The sequence below is a fragment of the Streptantibioticus rubrisoli genome (assembly GCF_024436055.1).
Classification (GTDB): domain Bacteria; phylum Actinomycetota; class Actinomycetes; order Streptomycetales; family Streptomycetaceae; genus Streptantibioticus_A; species Streptantibioticus_A rubrisoli.
The window spans coordinates 60643-82226 of the sequence record NZ_JANFNH010000003.1; the positions used below are offsets into that span (position 1 = coordinate 60643).

General features: G+C 71.1%; 17 protein-coding genes and 1 pseudogene. 14 read left to right on the forward strand and 4 right to left on the reverse strand.

The features are described 5' to 3' along the window. The first annotated feature begins 48 nt into the window (after positions 1-48). The 6 genes and pseudogenes from NON19_RS05215 (at position 49) to NON19_RS05240 (ending at position 6124) form a co-directional block, all read left to right on the forward strand. On the forward strand, positions 49-498 hold the full coding sequence (locus NON19_RS05215) for a hypothetical protein (RefSeq protein WP_255925424.1): 450 nt from the start codon (positions 49-51) through the stop codon (positions 496-498). Positions 499-887: 389 nt separating this feature from the next. Further along, positions 888-2012: an MFS transporter gene (locus NON19_RS05220; RefSeq protein WP_255925664.1), complete on the forward strand. Its 1125-nt coding sequence runs from the start codon at positions 888-890 to the stop codon at positions 2010-2012. Between the two features lie 80 nt (positions 2013-2092). Continuing rightward, a complete protein-coding gene (locus tag NON19_RS05225) occupies positions 2093-3145 on the forward strand; it encodes a sulfite oxidase (RefSeq protein WP_255925425.1) in 1053 nt (350 codons plus the stop codon). A 165-nt stretch (positions 3146-3310) separates the two neighbouring features. Next, positions 3311-3502 (forward strand): annotated as a pseudogene (locus NON19_RS05230) (respiratory nitrate reductase subunit gamma); the annotation flags it as partial. Between the two features lie 80 nt (positions 3503-3582). Beyond that, positions 3583-4077: a DUF488 domain-containing protein gene (locus tag NON19_RS05235; protein WP_255925427.1), complete on the forward strand. Its 495-nt coding sequence runs from the start codon at positions 3583-3585 to the stop codon at positions 4075-4077. Between the two features lie 208 nt (positions 4078-4285). Then, positions 4286-6124 (forward strand): chloride channel protein, encoded by a 1839-nt coding sequence (locus NON19_RS05240; protein ID WP_255925428.1) that lies wholly within the window; start codon positions 4286-4288, stop codon positions 6122-6124. Between the two features lie 303 nt (positions 6125-6427). On the opposite strand, the gene NON19_RS33305 is transcribed toward NON19_RS05240, so the two are convergent. From NON19_RS33305 to NON19_RS05260, 4 genes are all read right to left on the reverse strand, one after another. Beyond that, positions 6428-9358 carry a CHAT domain-containing protein gene (locus NON19_RS33305; RefSeq protein WP_255925429.1) on the reverse strand — a complete coding sequence of 977 codons (2931 nt, stop codon included), beginning with the start codon at positions 9356-9358 and terminating at the stop codon, positions 6428-6430. Beyond that, positions 9355-10296, reverse strand: coding sequence for a hypothetical protein (locus tag NON19_RS05250; protein ID WP_255925430.1), 942 nt, complete (start codon positions 10294-10296; stop codon positions 9355-9357). Before NON19_RS05250 ends, NON19_RS33305 begins: the two co-directional genes overlap by 4 nt. A gap of 6 nt (positions 10297-10302) precedes the next feature. After that, a complete protein-coding gene (locus tag NON19_RS05255) occupies positions 10303-10698 on the reverse strand; it encodes a hypothetical protein (RefSeq protein ID WP_255925431.1) in 396 nt (131 codons plus the stop codon). A gap of 269 nt (positions 10699-10967) precedes the next feature. Next, positions 10968-11576, reverse strand: coding sequence for a TetR/AcrR family transcriptional regulator (locus NON19_RS05260; protein ID WP_303653361.1), 609 nt, complete (start codon positions 11574-11576; stop codon positions 10968-10970). Between the two features lie 44 nt (positions 11577-11620). On the opposite strand from NON19_RS05260, the gene NON19_RS05265 reads away from it, so the two are divergent. The 8 genes from NON19_RS05265 to NON19_RS05300 all read left to right on the forward strand — a co-directional run bounded on the left by NON19_RS05265 (position 11621) and on the right by NON19_RS05300 (position 21431). After that, positions 11621-12454 (forward strand): SDR family NAD(P)-dependent oxidoreductase, encoded by an 834-nt coding sequence (locus NON19_RS05265; RefSeq protein WP_255925432.1) that lies wholly within the window; start codon positions 11621-11623, stop codon positions 12452-12454. 72 nt (positions 12455-12526) lie between these two features. After that, positions 12527-12718 (forward strand): hypothetical protein, encoded by a 192-nt coding sequence (locus NON19_RS05270; protein WP_255925433.1) that lies wholly within the window; start codon positions 12527-12529, stop codon positions 12716-12718. Between the two features lie 37 nt (positions 12719-12755). Beyond that, a complete protein-coding gene (locus NON19_RS05275; protein WP_255925434.1) occupies positions 12756-13556 on the forward strand; it encodes a class I SAM-dependent methyltransferase in 801 nt (266 codons plus the stop codon). A gap of 542 nt (positions 13557-14098) precedes the next feature. Continuing rightward, on the forward strand, positions 14099-16450 hold the full coding sequence (locus tag NON19_RS05280) for a HAMP domain-containing protein (protein ID WP_255925435.1): 2352 nt from the start codon (positions 14099-14101) through the stop codon (positions 16448-16450). A gap of 15 nt (positions 16451-16465) precedes the next feature. Then, positions 16466-17908 carry a poly-gamma-glutamate synthase PgsB gene (pgsB, locus tag NON19_RS05285; RefSeq protein ID WP_255925436.1) on the forward strand — a complete coding sequence of 481 codons (1443 nt, stop codon included), beginning with the start codon at positions 16466-16468 and terminating at the stop codon, positions 17906-17908. Then, positions 17909-18391, forward strand: a complete 483-nt coding sequence (locus NON19_RS05290) for a poly-gamma-glutamate biosynthesis protein PgsC/CapC (protein ID WP_255925437.1) — start codon at positions 17909-17911, stop codon at positions 18389-18391. It abuts the gene before it with no gap. A 94-nt stretch (positions 18392-18485) separates the two neighbouring features. Then, positions 18486-19472 (forward strand): NlpC/P60 family protein, encoded by a 987-nt coding sequence (locus NON19_RS05295; RefSeq protein ID WP_255925438.1) that lies wholly within the window; start codon positions 18486-18488, stop codon positions 19470-19472. A 54-nt stretch (positions 19473-19526) separates the two neighbouring features. Beyond that, positions 19527-21431: an ArnT family glycosyltransferase gene (locus NON19_RS05300; protein ID WP_255925439.1), complete on the forward strand. Its 1905-nt coding sequence runs from the start codon at positions 19527-19529 to the stop codon at positions 21429-21431. Positions 21432-21584: the final 153 nt, after the last annotated feature.

The following is a 21584-nucleotide window of genomic DNA, read 5'->3' on the forward strand; positions in this document are numbered from 1 at the left end:
CGCTCGGCAGGTACGCGCCTGCGTCCGCCGTCCGAGGAGGTCATCGCCATGAGCGCCCGTACCTGGGCCGTCGCCCCGCTGGTAGGAGCGGTCATCGCCCTCGCCGCCCCCACGGCGGCCCACGCCGGCACCGCGGCCGTCCCCGCGCGGCACGCCGCCACCGCCGCCACGGTCCACCCGACCGCCGGGGGGCACCCTGCGCGCCGCAACCGGCTCGGGGGCGGCGGCTTCCCAGGCTGCCCCTCCATCAAGGTGGCCCTCTCCAGCGACCGGACGGCAGTGTTGAGCAACTGCCGCCGTGGGCCGGTCGCGGTCATCCTGACTTCGGACAACAAGGTGGACGCGTTCTTGGACGTCAACTACCCCACGGACACCACCGATGGGCTGGAACTGCGGATCATCGGGTTCTTCAGGCCTCATCCGGCGCTGCTGGTGAAGTACTTCGACAGTGCGCCTCGGTGGTACTACTTCCCGCCCAGCCGTTACCACTACGGCTGAGCGGCGCCGTCCACGTCCGGACGGTGGGTCGGTCCACACGGGTGCACCGGGCTGCGCTCAGTGGGCTGTCGGGGGAGGATCGGCCTATGGCGCTAGGACTGGGTGTCGGACTACCACGGACGCAGCGGTACGACGTGTCATGCGATCTCGTGCGGCTGGCCTCCCGGTGGCGGCGACCAACGGATACGGCCGCGTCGTACGGGCGCGGCGCGGACGCGCCGCAGACGTGTGTACGGGCGAAAGTCCAGCTCACCCGGGACGCGGTCGGCCGCGACGCGGGGAACTAGGTGCGCCGTCCGGCCGCGTCGCGGACGCCGAGCGTCGAGCACGCGGGGGACCGCCGTGCCAGGCCCTGGTACCTCGCGGCCGCCGCGGTGTTCGCGGTCGGCATGGCGGGGACCACGCTGCCGACGCCGCTGTACGGGCTGTACCGCCAGCAGATCGGCTTCTCCGAGCTGATAGTGACGGTGGTCTTCGCGGTCTACGCGCTGGGTGTGATCGCCGCGTTGCTGGTCGCCGGTGACTTCTCCGACGTTCTGGGCCGACGCCCGGTGCTGCTGGTTGCCGTCGGGTTGTCGGTCCTGAGCGCGGTGTGCTTCCTGTTCGAGGGCGGGCTGCCGCTGCTGTTGGTGGGACGGGTGCTTTCGGGATTCGCCGCGGGACTCTTCAGCGGGTCGGCGACGGCCGCCGTGCTGGAACTGGCGCCCGCGGGGCAAGAGGGACGGGCCGGATTCGCCGCCACGGCCGCCAACATGGGCGGCCTGGGCTGCGGTCCGGTGCTGTCGGGAGCGCTGGCGCAGTACGCGCCGTGGCCGCTGCGGCTGCCCTTCCTGGTGGACATCGCACTGCTCGTGGCGGCCTTCGCGGTCGCGGGCGCGCTGCCGGAGACGGTGGCGCGCCGCACTCCTCGACCGCCGCTGCGCCCTCAGGGCATGGTCGTACCGCAACAGACGCGTGGAGCGTTCGTGCCCGCCGGGCTGGCCGCGCTCGCGGGCTTCTCCCTGCTCGGACTGTTCACCGCGGTGACACCGAGCTTCGTCGCCCAAACCCTGGGCGTGCGCAATCTGGCCGTTTCCGGCGCGGTTGTCTTCTCGGCGTTCTGTGCCTCCACGGTCGGCCAGTCCCTGATGGGGCGGGTGGGCGTGCGGCGCGCACTGCCCCTGGGTTGCCTGGTGCTGACCCTCGGCATGGCCCTGGTCGCCACCTCCCTGCTGACGGTGTCCCTGCCGGTGCTGGTCGCCGGCGCGGTGGTGGGTGGCCTCGGCCAAGGTCTGGCGTTCCGCGCCGGATTGACCACCGTGAGCGCGGTGGCTCCACAGGAGCACCGGGGCGCGACGATCTCAGCCTTCTTCGTCGTCGCGTACGTTGGGATCTCCTTGCCCGTGGTCGGGGTCGGGGCCCTCACCCTGGCTTTGGGACTGCGCGGCGCGGGTCTGGTCTTCGGGGGTTGCGTGGTTCTGCTCTCGACGGGGGTGGGAGTGTTCCTCGTGCGTCGCCCCCTGGGTACGGGCTGAGCTGTGGTTGGGCGGCCTTGACGGCGTCAGCAGAGGCGATGAACAGTAGCCCCATGGGCATAGGGGGCAAACGTCACGACATGCTTGTGCATCAGGACGAGCCCTACAACGCCGAAACACCTCCTGACGCCCTGGCAGCTCAGATCACTTCCCTGGACTCCTTCTACGGCCGCAACCACGCGCCGATCCCGCACATCGACTCCGCGAGCTGGCGCCTGCGCGTGGAAGGCCTGGTGGATCGTCCCCTGGAGCTGTCGATGGACGATCTGCGCCGCCGCTTCCCGGAGCGCACGGTGGTGGCGACGCTGCAGTGTGCGGGCAACCGTCGCGCCGACCTCATCGAGGTCCGCGACATCCCCCACCAGGTCCCTTGGGGCCCCGGAGCCACCTCCACCGCGAGATGGAGCGGGGTGAGCCTGGCGGATGTGCTGGACGAGGCCGGAGTGCGGCCGGAAGCCGCCCACATCGCCTTCACCGGCGCCGACGTGTCACAACAGACGGACCCCCCGCAACCCTTCGGCGGCTCCGTACCGGTGGCCAAGGCGACCTCCAGCGAGGTGCTGCTGGCCTGGGCCATGAACGGCCAGCAACTGCCCGCCGTGCACGGCGCTCCCGTGCGCGTGGTCGTCCCCGGCTGGATCGGCGCCCGCAGCGTCAAATGGCTGCAGCGCATCAGCGCACAGGCCGAACCGAGCGACAACCACTTCCAGACCGAATACAGCGTCCTGCTCCCCGAAGCCGAGCCCGGGACACCGGGCGACGGCATCACCCTGGGACCGATCTCCATCCACTGCGCCATCCTTCGGCCCGCCAGGAACGCCCACCTGGCCTGTGGACCGACCAAGATCAGCGGATTCGCCTTCGCGGGCGAAGACCGAACCGTGGCGCGTGTGGAGGTCCGCGCCGACCACGGCAGCCCCTGGACCCGCGCTGACCTCGACCCCCCGGCGAATCCCTGGACCTGGCAGCACTGGCACGCCACGCTCACCCTCCCCGCGGGCGAGGTCGAACTCATCGCACGCGCCTGGGACTCCACCGCGGCCGTGCAGCCCGAATCCCCGGCGACCGTCTGGAACCTCAGGGGTTACGCCAACAACGCCGCGGCGCACCTGCACGTCACATGCCGTCCCTGACCGGACGCTTCGGCACAACAGCCCAGCGCGCAGGGGACCGCACGGTCGTCGGAGCCGTCTGACTTTCGGGGATCGGCTGCCTGTCCCACACCGCGGGCACCGTCTTCTACGTCAACGGCAGGCAGTTCGACCCGAACCGGGTGGACTTCACCTCGCGCCTGAACACACGCCCCGCTGGCCTACCAACTGCACACCCTGCTTGGTCTTCTCCTGCTCGCCCTGTGGCCCTTCAGCCGCCTCGTGCACGCCTTCACCGCACCGCTGGGCTACCTGGCCCGTCCCTACGTCGTCTACCGGACCCGCACCCGCGCCACACGCCGTCGCCCTCTCGCCAGCACACCGCTACAGCATCGATAGAGGCTAACTATTGCGTTGTGCAATACTTTGCTCGGTGCTTCATTTGGGCTCTTGGGTTCGTCGGGAGGGTGGGGGTCGCGATGTCCGATGTCCGCGTGCACTCCATAGGTGAACGCCCGCGGCCGACCCGCGGGGTGCGTGTGCTGGTCGAGCGCAGCCTGCCGGTGACATGGGCGAGGGCTCCGGTGCGTCCCGATGTGTGGTTCCCGGCGTTGGCGCCCTCCGCGTCGCTGCGTCAGCGGTATCCCGCCACCGAGTGGGCGTTCGGGGAGTTCGCCGACCGCTACGCCGCCGAACTCGACGAGCCCGGCCGCCAGGCGCAGTACCAGCTCCTGCGGGACCTCGCGGCCGATGGGCCGGTCGTCCTGCTGGTCAGCGCGTCCCCGGCGCACCTGACTCATGCGGCGGTTCTGGCGTGCCGCCTGCGCCGTCCGGTCCGTGCCGCCCGGCCGCCCGAGCCCGAGGGTGGGGATCCCGCCTGCTGGGCGGGCCTGGTCTGTCCGGAGTGCGGTCGGATCCCCGACGCCTCGACGGCTGTCACCTGCTGGTCGTGTCAGGCCGTGACGGCCGGATGAACCGGCACATGCCAGCCCCAAGCGCACGTAATGGCTTGGCCAGCAATCGGGTGCTTACATCGATTAAAGTATTGCAATATGCAATACTTTAACTCGTGGTAGCGATATGGACGGACCAGTCGAAGGTCCCTGCGTGTGATCCGGACGGAATGGCGAAGCGCCCGCGTGTGGTGTCTCGACACGGGCTGGTGTCGGCGTGAGCGGCGGTATGCGGCACAGGGCCGCGCATCTGGGTGACTTCACCGTCCGGCCGCGCATGCTGTTGATCACCGGGGGGGCGTTGCTGGTCGGCGGGGCCGGGGCGGTGGCGGCGCTGGCGCTGCTGCGGCTGATCGGCCTGGTCACCAACCTGGTGTTCTACCAGCGGTGGCGCGTCTCGTTGGTCGCTCCGGGACTGCACCATCCGTGGTGGCTGGTGCTCGGTGCGCCGGTGACGGGTGGGCTGGTGATCGGGCTGATGGCCCGGTACGGCTCGGAGAAGATCCGCGGGCACGGCATGCCCGAGGCGATCGAGGCGATCTTGACCGGGGGCAGCCGGGTGGCCCCGCGGGTGGCGGTGCTCAAGCCGATCTCGGCCGCGATCAGCATCGGTACCGGTGGGCCGTTCGGCGCCGAGGGGCCGATCATCATGACCGGCGGGGCGATCGGTTCTATCCTCGCCCAGGCGCTGCGGCTGACCGCCGATGAGCGCAAGACGCTCCTGGTGTCGGGGGCGGCGGCCGGTATGGCGGCCACCTTCAACTCTCCTTTGGCGTCCGTGCTGTTGGCCGTGGAACTGCTGCTGTTCGAGTGGCGGCCGCGCAGCTTCGTGCCCGTGGTGGGCGCGGTCGCGGTCAGCACGGTGTGCCGTGGTCTGCTGCTGGGGACCGGGCCGATCTTCCCGGTCTCCGCGGCCGGGCTGCACACCGGCGGGGCCGTGGACGCGCTGTGCGTGCTGGCGGGTGTCATCGGCGGCACGCTGGCGGTGGCGGCGACGTGGCTGGTCTACCGGGCCGAGGACGGCTTCGCCCGGCTGCCGTTCCACTGGATGTGGTGGCCTGCCATCGGTGGCGCGGTCATTGGCCTCGGCGGCCTGATCGAGCCGCGCGCGCTGGGCGTGGGCTACGACGTCATCGACCAACTGCTCACCGGCCGCGCCACGGTCTCACTGATCGTCGGCATCCTGGTGGTCAAGACCTTGATCTGGTCGCTGTCGCTCGGCTCCGGCACATCCGGTGGTGTGCTGGCTCCGGTCTTCATGATCGGCGGAGCGGTCGGTGCCGCGGAAGGGCTGGTCTTCCCCCAGGTGATGCCCGGGTTCTGGGCGATGATGGGGCTGGCCGCCGTGGTCGGCGGCGTGATGCGTTCGCCGCTGACCGGAGTGGTCTTCACGCTGGAGCTCACCCACGCCTGGGCGGCCGGGCTGCCGCTGCTGATCTCCTCCACCGCCGCCTACGCGCTGTCGGTACTGCTGCTGAAGCGCTCGGTCCTCACCGAGAAGATCGCCCGCCGCGGCCTGCACCTGACCCGGGAGTACTCCACCGATCCGCTGGAGACCTTCTTCGTCGAAGAGGTGATGGATCGCGACCCCGACATCCTCGATCGCGCCGACACCCTCGACGAGGCCCTGATGAGGACCTTGCGCGCGGGCGAGCAACCTGACGACGGACAGCGGCTGTTCCCCGTCACGGACGGCGGCGGCCCCCCGTACGCCGTGGTCAGCCGACGCGCCCTGCTGGACGCCACCTCCCGGGCCGTGAACAACGGCGCGCCCGCGACCGTCGCCGACATCGCCGCACCCGTACCCGTCGTCCTGCGCCCGGACGACACCCTGCGCCGGGCCGCGTACCTCTTCGCCGAGCACGGCATCACCGAGGCACCGGTCGTCAGTGTGGAGCGGGGGATCGTCGGCATGGTCACGCTGCCGCACCTGCTGCACGCGCGGTTGCACGACCTCACCGAGGAGCACCACAGGCAGCGGCTGCTGCCCCGGCAAGCACCCGCCTCCGACGGCGATGGCGGGACTGAGCCTGCCCCTGACCGGCTGAAGATCAACGCCGATCGCTGACCGCGGGCCTGCCTCGCCTCCCCGTGGCCAGCGAGGTCACGGGGAGGCGAGCACCGCGGGATCCGAGGTCGAGGGCCGGTTCGTCGGCGGCCGCGACGAGGGCCCGGAGCGCTTGGACGAGACCGTCGCGCTGCTCGGCCGGAACTTGCTGCCCCCTGGCCCCGTTCCATCATCCGAAGTCGAATGTCCGGATGGCACGCATTTGTAGCTCTATCTGCATTATTGCGGACTGCAATGGTATACTCGGTGAAACGTGTGGAACGGCGCCGCGCCGTGCGGCGGCGAGTTCGCGAACCGCGCGGGTCAGGAGCCGTGGTAGCTCAGTGCGGCCCAGTCACTGGGGTGCAGGTACGGTCGCGCGTCGGGATCGCGGAGTTGCAGACCCCGCACGAGTCCTTCGAGACTCCCGTCCTCGGTGGGCGGATCCAGGGCGGGGGCCAGGTCCTGGACCTTCTCCCGATTGGTGGTGTCCCTCAGCCAGCGTTGCGCCGCCCGTAGGGCCGCGGCGGGTTCCGTATCCGTGCTCCGCCACAGCTGGTAGAAGCGGGCCATCAGCAGGCTGACCGCCTCGCTGCGCACCGCCCACTGACTCGCCACCACCCCCGCGACACCGGCCTGGATCAGGCCGCTCGGCAGGGATATGACCTCGTCGGGCAAGGAGGTTCCGGGGCGATCGGTGTCGCATGCGGAAAGTACGGTCAGCCGCGCCCTCGCGCCGGTGCCGGGGTGCGACGGTCGTAGCGTCAGGATCTCGCGTAGCGTCAGTTCCTGGTCGTCGGCGAGTATCAGCGCGCTGTTCAGGGGCTGGTCGGTCTGGGCGCGGCCGTGGCAGATGAAGTGGTGGACCTGTGCTCCCGAGAGGGCCGAGACGACGGCCTCTCGATCGGCGTCCGTTCCGTGCAGCAACTGGCTGGCGGCGAACCACCGTTGAGCCCAGGCGGCCTCCGCGCGGGCGTACCCGATCGGTTGCCAGGAGGTCGGCTGGGGATCGGCGACGACGACGAGACGGTCGTCGGCCGTCCGGGCCGCCAGCCGCCGAGTGACCTCCAGCGCCCGGGCGTTGGGGACGTAACGCACGGTCCGCTCGTCGAGCAGATAGTGTCGCGTGCCGGAGCCGTCCCGTCCCGGTCGCCAGGCCGCGTGCAGCGGGAGCATCGCGAGGGTTCCCGACGGCACGATGATGACTTCTTCCGCGTCACCGATGATCGGTAGCACGGGAGCGACGACGGCCGACCAGGCCCAACGGGTGACAGCGTCGAGGACCCCCTTCCAGGTACCCGACCCCGTGTGGAGGCTCCGGCGCGCATCGAGCAGTGCGTCGGCTCGGCGCCGCACCGCTGATGAGGTCGCCGCGGGGAGTTCCGCCGCGCTGATCTGGCCGCCGCCGTCCACCGCGAGTGCCACGCCCGCCGGTCCGGCCGCCGCGATGTAGACGACGACGGCGCCGGGCGGTACGGCCTTGTGGACTTCGGCGATGTCCGGTCGTGCCAGGAAGCGTTCGTATCCGGTTACCGCCCGGATGTTGGTGATCGCCTCGTCGACCGCTTCGCGGCAGCGTCGCAGGCCCGAGGGCTCGGTGCCGCCGTGCATCGCCTGGTCCAGGGCCGTGACGGCCCGGCGGTATGCGTCCACCAGGTCGGCATGCCCGGTGTCGAGCCGACCGAGGTCGGCCCGTTCCTCTTCCAGTGCTTCCGACAGCAGCAGGCTTCGACCGGTCTCCAGGGCCAGGACGGCATCCTCCCGCCGTCCGGCGCGGAACAGCGCGTAAGCGGCCTCCGTGGGCAGGCCCTGGGAATCCGCGAGCCATGTCTCCTTGTCCTCCCGCAGCAGTTGGATGCGGAACAACCGCTCCGTCGCCTTGAGCCCGCCGGTGTAGGCCTCGCAGGCCTCCTCCCAACTGCCGCGTCCCACAGCCGAGTCGCCCCACCGGACGGCCGCCGCGAGTGCCCACTCCAGCGAGGTGTCGAGACCATGGCGGACGGCGTCCCCGTAGGCGGCCGCGGCTTCCACGAGCAACTCGCGGTCGACGCCCGCGCTTCTGGCCTGCAGGACGGTACCCAGGTTGTAGGCGCGGGAGGCGAGTTCGGGGGCGTTGTCCGCGGTGAGCTCCAGCGCCGTGCGGTAGTGCGTGACCGCCAGGTCCGCGAGCCGGTCGTCCCCCGACACCCGCCATGCCTCAGTCAGCGCGTTGCCCGCGTTGTTGTGCCCGGAGGCCAGTTGCCAGTCACCGGCCTGCCGAGCGTTGATCGTCTTCAACTGCAGATCGACGGCGCGGAGCAGATCGTCCGGGTCACGGTAGTCGTGGTAGCGCGCCAGCAGCACGTTGCCGAGGTTGGTCAGAGCGACGGGATCGGCGCGCGAGTCGTCGTCTCCGACAGCGTCCGCGGCCAACTCGACCGCCTCGTCGAGTACCGCACGATCACGGATCCGCAGGTACAGGCGGCGCAGCAGGCCGCCGAGGGCTCCATGGAACGCGTTGCCGGTCGTCGGCGCCATGACGTAGTCGCGGCTCTCGGCGGCCTTCCGCAACAACGCGATGGCACGGTTGAGGTCGTCCAGACTCCCGTAGGCGTCGTACCGGTGCGTGAGCACATCGGCCAGGACGTATCTGAACCGATGGCCGAGCGTGGTCCGCCCTCCCACCTCGACCGACCACTGCGCGTGCTCCACCGCTTCGGCCAGCACCGTGGCACTGCCGCACACGCGAAAGCTGGTCTGCAGTACGGACGCGAGCCCGGCCCGGCACTGCGCGGCCAGTCTCGGGTCGTCCCCGGCGCACGCCACGCCGCGCCGGGCGTGACTGAGCGCCTCGGTGAGCAGGTTCGGGTCGCTGGTGAACTGGTACAGAACGTGCACGGTGCTGGCGAGGGTGTAATGGAGCCGCGCCGCGTCCGGGCTGTGCGCGGAGGCGATCCTGAGGCCGTCCGTGAGGAGTTCCCGGGCCCGGTGCAGTTCCGCCTGGTTCGTCTCCGCCACGCCGCACCAGTTGTGGGCCACTCCCGCTCGGGTGACGACGGCGAGCCGGAACTCGGGGGCGCAGGCACCGAAGTGCGGGTCGGCCAGCACCTTGTCGAGGGTGGCGGCGATGCGGCGCCGGGCTGAGGCATCACCGTCCACGTAGTCGGCGAGCGCCCTGCCGACCGCCGCCAGGCGGGCGTGAAAGCGAAGTGGCGGACGCGGAATCGGTGGCCAGCCAAGCCACTCCTCGGCCGCTCGGGCCCGTTGTGCGTTCACTCCGGCCTCCCCGCTGTCCGCTCCATGAGCGGCCCGCGTTCGAGATGGGCCGTCAGGCGCTGGCCCGTCTCCCACTCCAGACCGGAATCGGCCGGGAGATCCCATCCCAGCTGTTCGTAGAGGCTCCCGCGGTACAGGTCGAAGCACGCCTGCACCAGCGTGCCGTACTGCGTCGCCGCGGACAGGGCCAACCGGTAGCCGACGGCCATGCCCAGCAAGGCGATGCCGAGGGCCCACCAGGTGAACACCGTCCAGAGGCAGAAGAGCAAGCTCCACAACCACAGCCGGGCGCCCTCGTCCAGCCGGGCGCGGGCGGCGCAGACCTCGGCGCGCGTCTGCTCTGGCATGGTCAGCCAGAGGTGGGGCCAGCACACCACGGCGTCCAGGCCGTACCGGTGCCGCGGCCGGGACTCGGCCGCCTTGAGCACGTCGCCCAGCCTGGTCGGCATCCGGTCCCGCGGCGCGGGAGGTACGGCCGCCCGCGCCGCGTTCAGTGCCGCGAACTCGGCGTACTCGGCATCCGTCAACTCCGCGCGCCGCCCGGCCAGTTGCCGCCATCTCACGGCACGGCGCTCGATGGCTCGTCCCCGGACGCTGGTGAGGGCGGCTCGAACCGGCCACGCCCAGCCGGGCCAGTAGCCCTCCAGGAGCCGCAACACCGCGAACGTCAGCGCGTCGACCAGTCGGGCCGATCCGACCACCAGCAGCAAGGCAAGAAGGACGCTCACGGCTTGCACAACGGTCGGCATGCCGCCGAAGCCCCGGCTCCAGCCGTGCCCCAACGCCTGCCAGTCGGCACCGGGCCGCGTGGTGTGGGAATGCGACCAGGCCCAGGCGAACGCCCCACCGAGCCAGAACACCATCGCGGGGGAGGTCAGCAGCGACGCCCACCGATCCGCCGTCTTGCCACCCAACCCCGACCACAGCGCCGTGAGCACGACGGGTCACACGACCCGCACGAGGGGGCCGTGCCCGTCCGGGCACCCTTCAGGCACCGGCTCGCCGACTTCGAAGAGGGGATACGAGTAGTCGCACACCGAGCAGCGATACACGACCCCCTTCGACGGGTCACCGTGACCTGCCAGGGCGGAGTAGCTTCCCAAGGGCGGCGCCTGACGGTAGGTGTCCTCCTCCCGCGGCAGGCGGCGGCGTAGTTCGCGGCGCGTCGCGGAATCAGATGTCAGCAGCGCGAGAATCCGGTCACCGACGCGCTGCCCGTTCGCCGCACACCGCAGCAGCGCGTCCACCTCCGCCGCCCGCGCGGCACCGTCGCCCACCCACAACTCGGGCAACTCCGCACGTATGGCACGGGCCGCCGCGACTATCTCCTCGTCACGCATCCACACCAACCCCCCGAGAAACCCAGTCAGCTGACGTACACTCAACTAAGCTGTGGCCTAAGGCTCGTTCGAGTGGATACTAGCCAATCCGGTCGAACATGGTGGCGGGGACGCGGTCGCGGCGACAGGCGGTTTCAGATGTGCGGATTTCCTGGCGAGTTGTTTCCCGGCGTCGACGGCCTCGCTCGCCGATGTGCCAGCGCGTCCGTTGGCGGGGCGGTACGACAGCTCGATGACTTCGGCCGCCGTTGTTCCGCTCCACAGTGACGTCAGGCCTGGCCGTCCGAGAAGCCCCGTTCGAGCGCGTCCAGCGCGACGCCCACGGTGGAGTTGAGTCGTCGCCGGACACTGAGCGGTGAGCGTCCCGCGAGGAGGCCGTCCTGGACGATCGAGTGCCGCAGAATGAGTACACCGGTCGCCGCCGCGGCCCACGCCGCCGATCCGCTTGCCTCGGCCAGTGGTGTGAGCCATGACTGGAGGATCGAAGCCCGTCGGGCGGTCAGCGTCGGTGAGTCGCGTTCGCACCGCGCGAAGGCACGCATGGCGGCCCACATCGTCTCGTCGACCGCTCGCCATGAGCAAGGGCCAGCGAGGATGGGGCCGTTCACCACCAGGGGACGGATCGCGGCGGTGGCAGTGGCGTTCTCCCGATTGGCGACCGTTGCCACCAGCCCGTCCAGAACCGCTGGCTCGGCATCGAAGAACAGATCCTCTTTCGCACCGAAGTAGTTGACGACCGTCTTGACCGACACGTCAGCGGCCGCGGCGACGTCAGCAAGCGTCACCGACTCGAAACCTCGCTGCTCGAACAGTCGGGTCGCGCGGTCGGAGATCCGCTGCCGCGTCTCTGCCCGCTTGCGCTCACGGAGACCTACCATGATAGAAAACTTACCATCATGGTAAGAATCTTGAAGGGGGAGCCATGGAGGGACCGTTGCGTTGGCTGGTGACAGGTGCCAGTTCGGGCCTGGGCGCTGCCGTCGCCGAAGCCGCGCTCGCGCGTGGGGACGAGGTCATGGCAACCGCCCGTGACACGGCCCGGCTGGACCCTCTGGTCAGCCGAGCGCCCGGCCGGGTGCGTGCGATCGGGCTTGATCTGTCCGATCGGGCCGGAACCCGGGCGAAGGTCGCGGAAATCGCGCGGGCCGATGTCGATGTCCTGGTCAACAACGCTGGCTACGGGCTCATGGGTGCCTTCGAGGAGGCGACCGATGAGCAACTGCGCGAGGCCTTCGAGGTCAATCTGTTCGGTGGTCTTGAACTGACCCGCGCTCTCCTGCCCGGTATGCGCGAGCGGAGATGGGGTCGCATCGTGCAGATGTCATCGATCATCGGCGTCACCTCCGGGCTGGGTGGGGCCGGGTACGCGGGCCCCAAGGCCGCCCTGGAGGCAGTGTCCGACTCGATCGCCGGTGAAGTCGCGTCATTCGGCGTCCATGTCACGGTCGTTGAGCCCGGCGCGTTTCGCACGGACTTCGGTGGGCGGTCGCTGCGCCTGACCAGTCCGCTGCCCGCGTATCAGCCAATCGTCGGGCCGTCACGTGACGCGTTCGTCGCCAACCACGGCACCCAACGGGGCAACCCCGAGCGAGCCGCGCAGGCGATCCTGGACGCCGTCCTCTCGCCGCGGCCCCCGCGGCGGCTACCACTCGGCCCCGACGCCTTCACCGTGCTCCGCGCCCACTACGCGGCGCGGCTGTCCGAACTCGACGCTCTGGAGCCGACGGCCGCGGTTACCGACTACCCGCAGTGCTAGGCGCTCCGCTGGGGGCGCGGCCGATGCCGTCTGACCGGTGCGGCGATCTGCCGTCGATCGTCTGCAGCAACAATGTGGCTGGTCGCGCAGTTCCCCGCGCCCCCTTGGGGCGCCACCGCCAGCGGTTCCTGCGAGGCGGGCGGTGTGCGGGGCGCCTGGGCGGGGAACGGGTACGGCGGCCGAGAGGACGAATTCCGGCTCTCGGCGTGGGGAGACATCACCATGGTGCATCGGCATGACGGCGTGCGGTTCCAGGAGGTGTGACTTCGTGGTGGACGGTGCTCAGCATCCCTGTCCCGCCATGCGTCCCGTGGTGCAGGAGACGTATGGTCCCGCCGATCTGAGCGGCGAGGCGATCTTCGCCGGGGGGTTCATCAACTTCGGTTACTGGCGCGCCATCGACCTGGACGCGCCGCTCACCGAGGCGGAACGGATCCGCAGCCAGGAAGACCTCTACCGGCACGTCCTGGGCTCCGTCGGCCCGTTGGCGGGTGTACGGGTCCTGGAGGTGGGATGCGGGCTGGGGATGGGGTGCGCGCTGGCCCTGCGTGAGTGCGAACCGGCTGCCGTCACCGGTATGGACATCCATCCGCAGCAGTTGCGGCGGGCGCACAGCGCGCACGCCGGTCTGTTGCGGCGGCAGCCGGGGCGGCTGCGGTTCGTCCAGGGGGCCGCGGAACGGATGCCGTTGCCGGACGGTGAGTTCGGCGCGGTCGTCAGTGTGGAGGCCGCACAGCACTTCCCGGATCTCGCCGCGTTCGCGGCCGAGACGGCGCGGGTGCTGCGGCCGGGCGGACGGGTGGCCGTGGCCAGCTTCTTCACGGTGGACGACGCGCCGGGCCGCCCTGGACAACTGGCGGGGCTGCTCAAGACGTACGCCAACGGCCTGGACATCGCGCGGCCGGTGACCGCGCTCACGGAGGCATTCACGGCGGCCGGGCTCACGGGGGTGCGTGCCGAGCCGATCGGGCAGCACGTCTGGCCCGGCTGGGACCTCTGGCTGGGTCGGCAGTGGGCCACGGGGACATGGCCGCGCAACTTCCTGCGCGCCTACGAGCAGCGGATCCTCGACTACTACCTGATCACGGCGGGCCGCCGGTGACACGGACGCGACCCGGAAGCGGCAGCCGCATCGGGAGGCATACCCTCGCGAGCCCGTTCCGGCCGCATGGGAGCCAACGCCTTCCCGCACAGCGGGCGTCGCGCTGCGCATGAGGGGTCCGTCGGGCCTGCCGCCAGTTGCCATCACCGCGATGCGATGCACGGACCCGGTCGGACTTGCGTTCAGATTCCGCCAAATTCCCAGGAAGTTCACAGCAACGGGCGGCCGGTTTCGGCAACGGGCGCTCCGGGCCGTCTCCCCCCGGCTCCCTCGCCGATGAGTCCGGCGGCCATCCTGGCCGGGTGTGCCGCCCGCCCTCAGGTCGTGGAAGGCCTCGGTGGTCTTACTAGCCGGGGACCGCCGGTTCGCACGCTGACGCCCCGCAGGTGGCGTTCCGCCTGTGGACATCCAGGTCGAGCGGCGCAAGAGGGCTGCCCGCGAGCCGATGACTCTGCATCACATGGAGCGAAAGTGTGATTGTTGTGTAATCGGCTGCGGCTAAAGTGTGGGCTGGTCAAACATTCGGGCGCTACGCGCCCATCGTGAGAGGACGGCCTGCCCTGCCCACGGTCTCCCGGGCGCCGCGTCGGCACCGTACACGCCGCCGCGCCGACATGCCGCTGCTCGGCGGAGTCCGTCCGCCCATCGCCTCCCTTATCGTCCTGTTGCTGGTGGTCGCCGCCCTCACCGTGGTCGGCCTCGGCAGCATCCACGGCGAACAGGTGCCGGTCGCCGTGCTGGGCGGCGAGCAGCAGATCGCCGCGGACCTCGCGGTCTCGGAGCGCACGGCGATCGACGCCGAGGCGGCCACCGTTCGCCGCACCGGGGACTCGTACACGGTGACGGGCAGGGCCGCCACCCCGGCGGCGGTGCTCAAGTCGGTTGCCGCCACGCGCAAGGCGGTGCTCGGCGGCGCGCTGCTGGACACGCAGTCCGGCCGGACCCTGGCGACCAGCGGTGAGCCGGTGCCGCTGAACGGAGTGGACGCTAAGGCGCCGACCGGTGACCACGGCACGACCCCGCCGCGGTTGGTGACCTCGGGCACCGGACAACGGGTGCTGTACTTCGCCAAGGTCACCCTGCCCGCGCAGGCCATGGACGCCAACCAGGACCAGAACCCGGACGCCGCCCTGCCACAGCGCAGGCAGTGGCTGCTGGTGGTCTCCGAGGCGCTGCCCACCCTCACCTCGTACGGCGACGGGCGCACCGCCCAAGTGCTGGACGCCAGGGGCAACGTGCTCGCCACCGCGGCCCGCGGTACGGCGCAGCCGCTGGACGGACCCGATGGCGGGCTCCCCGCGCAGGCTGGCGCGGCGGCGTCAGGGCACGGTCCCGACGCCTCCGGAAGCCTGCTGGGCGCCACTTCGGGCGGTCGGCGGACGGTGGCCGGATGGGCGTCGGTCGCCTCGTCCTCCGGCAGCGGTGACGCCAACGGCCTCGGGCTGGTCGTGCTGACGTCCCGCCCGGTTCCCGTCACGGGAGCGTCGGTCGACTACTCGCGGTTCGCGATGATCGCCGCCGGGGCGCTGGCCGCCATCGCGCTGCTGGTCGGGCTGCTCCTGAGGCTCACCGTGCAGCGGCCGCTGCTGCGGCTGTACCTGTCCGCCGACCGGGTGGCCAGGGGAGCGGGCGAGAGCGGCGGGCCGCGGGCCATGGAGGAGCTGGCCCGGCCGGTGCCGGTGCACGGCTTCGGCGAACTGGCCAGGATCGGGCGGGCGTTGGAGTCGCTGCGCCGCCAACTGCTGGGCGAGAGCGGTCCGCAGGAGGCGCCGGTGCGGCGCGGCCCGGGCTGCAGGGTGCTGGCCGCCGTCGCGCTGCTGCTGGTGGCGGTTTGGGCGGTGCCCCTCATCTTCCTGCTGAACCGGGCCGATACCGCGTCCGCGGTGCCGTCGCCCGTCGTCGCCGACCAGCAGGCGCGCACCGAGATCGCGGCGAACCGCATCAGGCAGTCCCTCGACGGGTCGTACACCGACCTGACGGACGTGGCGAAGGACCTGTCCGGCCGGACGACGGCCGCCCAGACCGAGGTCCTCAAGCGCACCCTCGCCGACCACCACCAGTACCGCTCGCTGTACTTGATCGGCCGCACCGGCGACATCGTGCTGCGAGTCGGCAAGACGCCGCTGCGCACCCTGGTCCACGTCCCCGAAGGCAGCGGGATCACCACCGTGAACACCTCGGGCCGGATACCGGCGATCGCGGGCTACGCCCAGATCCCGGCGGCCAAGGACGGCGGGGTGGTGCTCTTCGGAGAGATCGACGTGAACGCGCTCAACTCCCAGTTGCCCAGGCCGAAGCTGGGCGGCGTCTGGGTGACCGACGCGAAGTACAAGGTGCTGGCGGCGAGCGTCGGATACCAGGCCTTCGAGCCGCTGCCCGGCTCGGGCCTGACCCGGCTGGCCACCTCCACCCAGAGCGCCCCGGGGACCGCGGGCACCGCCACCTCGGCCGTGCTCAGCTCCTCCTCCGGCCCGTCCGTCGCCGCCGCCGCGCCGCTCGCCCAGAGCGGCCCCACCGCCGGGCTCGGCTGGCGGGTGGTGACCGCCGAACCGGCGGTCGCCCTCCAACTCCCCGCGTTCCAGGCCGAGCAGCGCACCATGCTCGCCGGAATCCTCGGCCTGACCGTCGGCGTGGCCTGCCTGGGCTGGCTGCACATCGTGGTGATCCGCCCGCTGCGCACCATGGCCGTGCTCGCCGAGCGGCTCGCCGGTGGCGATCGGCGCACCGTGCTGTACCCGGTCAACCACGACGAGGCGGGCTCGGTCACCCGCAGCCTGGAACTGATCCGGCAGGCCCTGGCGGAACGGGGCCGGGCGAGCAGATCCGGTCATGCGGCCGCCGCCCCACCCGGCGCCCCCGCCCACTCCCGGCACACCAGCGCACCTCCGCGGTAGAAGGACGGAACCGACGTGCTCTTCCTGTATCTCGTCCTGCTCTTGTGCTGCATCGGGCTGCTGGTAGCCGGAGTGCTGGAGCAAAAGCGGCACTTCGCCTCGTTGGAGCAGATACCGACGCGGGTGCTGGTCAACGGCATCCGCGGCAAGAGCTCCATCACCCGGTTGTGCGCGGGCGCGTTGCGCGGCGGCGGGCTGGTCACCGTCGCCAAGACCACCGGTACGGCCGCCCGGTTCATCCACCCGGACGCCACCGAGGAGCCGGTGTACCGCAAGTTCGGGTTGTCCAACATCGTCGAGCAGATCGGCATCGTGCGGCGGGCGGCGGCGTACCGGCCGGACGCGCTGGTGATCGAGTGCATGGCGGTGATGCCCGCGTTGCAGGAGGTCAACCAGGAGAAGCTGATCCGCTCCACCATCGGCGTGCTGTGCAACGTCCGTGAGGACCACCTTGAGGAGATGGGACCGACCCTCGACGATGTCGCCCGCTCGCTCTCCCGCTCCATGCCGGTCGGCGGGATCTGCGTCACCGCGGAGAAGGAGCGGCTGCACATCCTCCAGGAGGAGGCCGACAAGCGGAACTGCCGGTTGGTCGCGGTCGATCCGGAGACGGTGAGCGACGCGGAGCTGCGCGGCTTCTCCTGGTTCACCTTCAAGGAGAACGTGGCGATCGCCCTCGCGGTGGCCCAACTGCTCGGCGTGGAACGGCAGACCGCGCTGCAGGGCATGTGGGACGCTCCGCCGGACCCGGGCGTGCTGTCGGTGGAGCGCTACGTCACACCGGAGGGCAAGCGGCTGCGGTTCGCCAACGTCTTCGCCGCCAACGACCCCGAGTCCACGCTGATGAACGTGAAGCAGCTGGAGGATCTCGGCGCCATTCGGCGGCCGTTGAACGTGGTCATCAACTGCCGCCCGGACCGGGTGGAGCGCAACGGCCAGATGGGCGCGATCGTCTCCGACCTCGGTGCCGAAGTGGTGTTCCTGATCGGGCACCCGACCAAGAGCGCCCGTGACGCGATTCCCACGGGCTTCACCGGCCGGGTGGTCGACCTCGGCGGCGACCGCCGCGACCCGCAGGAGCTGACCGCCGCGATGCTCGCCGAACTCTCCCCGAACTCCTCGCTGGTGGCGATCGGCAACATCCACGGCCAGGGCGAGCTGTTCCTGGAGTGCCTCGCCGAACTGCCGCTCGACGACTCCGACGAGCCACTCGCCCTCGCGCCCGACGGCCTGGACCAGGACACCGTGCAGATCGCGGTGTCCCGGCCGCCGGAGCCGGAACCGTACAGCTGGGTGGCGCCACTGGAGACCCCGGCCTACGGCCTGCACGTCCCCGGACAGCGTGAGTTGGCCCGCCGGTTCGCCGACCGCCACGGCCACCCGGCCCAGCGCGGCGGCGACGGAGAGGCCGCCCCGTACCACCCCCACGATCCGTACCAGCCGACGAGGAACCCGTAAGTGATCCCCGCCCACCTCACCGCACAGACCGCCGCGCTCGGGATCGCCCTCGGGCTGGTCTTCTCGCTGATCTGCTACCTGACCACCAACCTCTCGCCCGGCGGGATGATCACCCCGGGCTGGGTCGCCCTCACCCTCATCACCGACGTGCAGATGGCCGCGCTGATGGTGGCCGTCGCCGTGCTGACGTTCTTCGCCACCAAGCTGCTGCAGCGCAACGTGATCCTGTACGGCAAGCGGCTGTTCGCCGCCGTGGTGCTGTGCGCGGTGCTGGCCCAGACCACGGTGATGCTCGCGCTCAACCACGAGTTCCCGCTGCTCTACACCTCGCAGACGCTGGGCTTCATCGTGCCGGGTCTCATCTCCTACCAACTGGTCCGCCAGCCGCTGGCGGCCACCCTCATCTCCACGACGGCGGTGACGCTGGCAACCTACGTGGTACTGGTCGGCGGACTGCTGCTCGGCGCCTTGCCGACCGGCTGACCCGCACTACCCAGGAAGACATGCCATGCACCACGACCCCGGACACAGCCCACGGCGGGTGAGCCGCCGTGCGGTTCTCGGGACCATCGCAGGCGTGGCCGCCACCGCCGCGGCGGGCGGATACGCCTGGGACCGCCTCGGCGGCGGGAACGACAGCGGGACGGGCGGTGGTGCGCACCCCACCGGCGGCTACGGCTTCGAGCGGCTGTCCGCCCCGGACCGCACCGTGGTACGGGCCGCCGACGGCGCCACGCTCGCCACCTTCACCGACGGCGCGCGTACCGCCGTGCTCACCGGGCCCTCCCGCCGTTTCACCGAGCCGCGGACCACCGCGGCCGTGGTGACCACCGACGCCTGGGTGAGGGTGCTGCCCCACGAGTGGCGGCAGGGCATGGAGAAGTCCGCCTGGTTCCGGGGCTGGTTCGCCAAGGCGCTCGGCGACACCAGTCCCGATGTCTTCGCGGTGGCGTTCCAGTACAGCAGCGCCGGGGCCCCCGACAAGTACAACGCCTCCGGCGTGCGCTACGCGGGAACCGCGCACTTCGGCCCGCGCAACACCAACGTCAGCAACCCGATGGACTTCGCCTACCACGACGAACAGTCCGACTTCTACGACTACCTGGGCATTCCCTGGACCTTTCCGGACGGCACCCGAGCCGACCCGCGGCAGGCCCGCTACGGCGACGTCGACTGCTCCGGTTTCCAACGCCTGGTGTGGGGCTACCGAATGGGCCTGCCCCTGCACAACACCAACGCCGCGGGTGCGGGCCTGCCGCGCCGCGCCTTCGCCATCGCCGCCTACGGTCCCGGCTGCCTGCTGATCCCCGACACCGGGCGGCAGCCGACCGACCTCAGCGTCCTGCAACCCGGGGACCTGGTCTTCTTCGCCATCATCAAGTCCAATCCGAAGCTGATCGACCACTGCGGCATGTATCTGGGACTGGACGACCGGGGCCGCCACCGCTTCTACTCCAGCCGCTCCGCCGCCAACGGCCCGACCATGGGCGACAAGTCCGGCCACGCGCTGCTGGACGGCACCGACTTCTACGCCCGCGGCTTCCGTACCGCCCGCCGCCTGTGACGGCCCTTCACCTCCGCCCCCGCTGACCCGACCCGTACCTTAGAGGGACCCGCCATGGCCACCATCCCCGCAGCCAAGCCCACCGGCGCGCACCGCCGCCACCGGGCCGCGCCCCGCCGCTTCCGTCGGCGGGAAGCCGTCCTGCGCTGGGAGCGCCCGGCCCTGGCGGCGGTGCTCGCCCTCGCCGCGGTGCTGTACGCCTGGGGCATCGGGCACGCCGCGATCCACCCCTACTACAGCGCCGCCATACGGTCGATGGCCACCAGTTGGCGTGCCTTCCTCTTCGGCGGGCTCGACCCCAGCGGTTCGATCACCATCGACAAGCTTCCCGGCGCCTTCTGGCCCGACGCCGTCGCCGTCTGGCTCTTCGGCCCGCACAGTTGGGCGGCCGCGCTCCCGCAGGTCGTCGAAGGCGTGCTCACCGTCTATCTGCTGCACCGCGTCGTGCGCGCCTGGGCGGGGCCGCTCGCCGCGCTGATCGCCGCACTGGTGCTCACCCTCACCCCGGTCACCGTGGTCCTCAACCGGGCCACCATCCCGGACACCGCGCTCACCCTGCTGCTGGTCGCGGCCGCCGGCGCGCTGCAGAAGGCCGTGCGCACCGGGCGGTTGCTGCCGCTGATCACTTGCGGGATCTGGGTCGGGCTGGCCTTCCAGACGAAGATGCTGCAGGCCTGGCTGGTGCTGCCGGTCTTCGGCGCCGTATACCAACTCGCCGCCCCTGGCGCGCCGTTGAAGCGGGCGGTGCGCGTCCTGCTGGGCGGCATGACGGCCCTGGCCGTCTCCTGCTTCTGGATGCTGATCGCCTGGGCGACGCCGACCGCCGACCGCCCGTACCTTGACGGGACGTCCAACAACAACCCGTTCAGCCTGGTCTTCGGCTACAACGGCCTGAGCCGCTTCGGTAGCAACCCCACCGCGTTCGGGGCCGTCCCGGGCACCGCCGCCAGCCGGACCACCGGCAACACCGGCTGGGGAATGCTGGTCAACCACACCATCGGCCCGCAGGTCGCCTGGTTCCTGCCGCTCGCCGTGCTCTCCCTGGTGCTGGGCTTGGTGTGGCGCGCGCGTCTGCCGCGCACCGACCTGCTGCGCGCGGGGTTCGTGCTGTGGGGCGGCTGGTTGGTGGTCCACGCCGTGGTGTTCAGCGTCTCCAACGGCAACCACGCCTACTACACCGCCGTCATCGCACCGGCGCTCGCCGCGCTCGCCGGTGCCGGGCTCGCCGTCTTCTGGACGGAGTACGACAGCGGCGGAGCCCGGCGACCGGTGCTGCCCGGCGCGATCGTGCTGACGGTGGTGTGGGCCCTGGTGCTCGACTGGCCGAGCGGGTTCGTCTCCCGGTCGCTGCCGGTCGCCGTGATGCTCGCGCTGTGCGGCGCGTTGGGTCTGTGGATACGGGGGGCGTGCACCTCCCGGCGGCTGGTGCACGGTGCGCTGGCGTGCGGTGTGGCGGCCACGCTGGTCGTACCGGCCGGGTGGGCCGTCTGCAGCCTCGACCCGCGCTACGCCGGCGCCTCCACCTCGCCGGTGGCCGGTCCGGTCGGCACCGCCTACGCCGACCTGGTCCGCCACCGCGCCAAGGTCAGCACCATCGGGCTCGACCGGCCGTCCGCCCGCGACCGAGCGGTGCTCGACTACCTCACCGCGCACCGCCAGGGCGAGAAGTACCTGCTCGCCACGCAGGCCGCGTACACCGCCGAACCGCTGCTGCGCGCCACGTCCCAACCCATGCTCGTCATGGGCGGATTCACCGGGCGCACCCCCTTCCCCACCGCCCAGCAGTTCGGCGAACTGGTCGCCACTCACCAGCTGCGCTACGCGATGCTCACCACCCAGCGCTCCACCACCCCCGCCAGCACCTGGGTCAAGGCCAACTGCAGCCGGGTTCCCCCCACCGCCTACGGCCGTACCACCAACGGAAGTTTCACCCTCTACGACTGCCGACCCATCGGGTGAGCCCGTTCAGCCAAGAGGAGCGGGCGCGCTTGAACCATCGGAAAGCCCGCGACGTACAAGGCGGTTGGAGCGCCGTCGCGGGGCTGACGAACATGTGTGAGCGGTGTGACGGTACGGTGTGCGGCAGTCGATCGCCGGTCGTTGCGATCGCGG

What these genes read in the sequence shown, in the direction of transcription:
- NON19_RS05215 (WP_255925424.1), top strand. Translation starts at nt 49, where the DNA reads ATGAGCGCCCGTACCTGGGCCGTCGCCCCGCTGGTAGGAGCGGTCATC.
- NON19_RS05220 (WP_255925664.1), top strand. Translation starts at nt 888, where the DNA reads ATGGCGGGGACCACGCTGCCGACGCCGCTGTACGGGCTGTACCGCCAG.
- NON19_RS05225 (WP_255925425.1), top strand. Translation starts at nt 2,093, where the DNA reads ATGCTTGTGCATCAGGACGAGCCCTACAACGCCGAAACACCTCCTGAC.
- NON19_RS05235 (WP_255925427.1), top strand. Translation starts at nt 3,583, where the DNA reads ATGTCCGATGTCCGCGTGCACTCCATAGGTGAACGCCCGCGGCCGACC.
- NON19_RS05240 (WP_255925428.1), top strand. Translation starts at nt 4,286, where the DNA reads ATGCGGCACAGGGCCGCGCATCTGGGTGACTTCACCGTCCGGCCGCGC.
- NON19_RS05255 (WP_255925431.1), bottom strand. Translation starts at nt 10,698, where the DNA reads ATGCGTGACGAGGAGATAGTCGCGGCGGCCCGTGCCATACGTGCGGAG.
- NON19_RS05260 (WP_303653361.1), bottom strand. Translation starts at nt 11,576, where the DNA reads ATGGTAGGTCTCCGTGAGCGCAAGCGGGCAGAGACGCGGCAGCGGATC.
- NON19_RS05265 (WP_255925432.1), top strand. Translation starts at nt 11,621, where the DNA reads ATGGAGGGACCGTTGCGTTGGCTGGTGACAGGTGCCAGTTCGGGCCTG.
- NON19_RS05270 (WP_255925433.1), top strand. Translation starts at nt 12,527, where the DNA reads ATGTGGCTGGTCGCGCAGTTCCCCGCGCCCCCTTGGGGCGCCACCGCC.
- NON19_RS05275 (WP_255925434.1), top strand. Translation starts at nt 12,756, where the DNA reads ATGCGTCCCGTGGTGCAGGAGACGTATGGTCCCGCCGATCTGAGCGGC.
- NON19_RS05300 (WP_255925439.1), top strand. Translation starts at nt 19,527, where the DNA reads ATGGCCACCATCCCCGCAGCCAAGCCCACCGGCGCGCACCGCCGCCAC.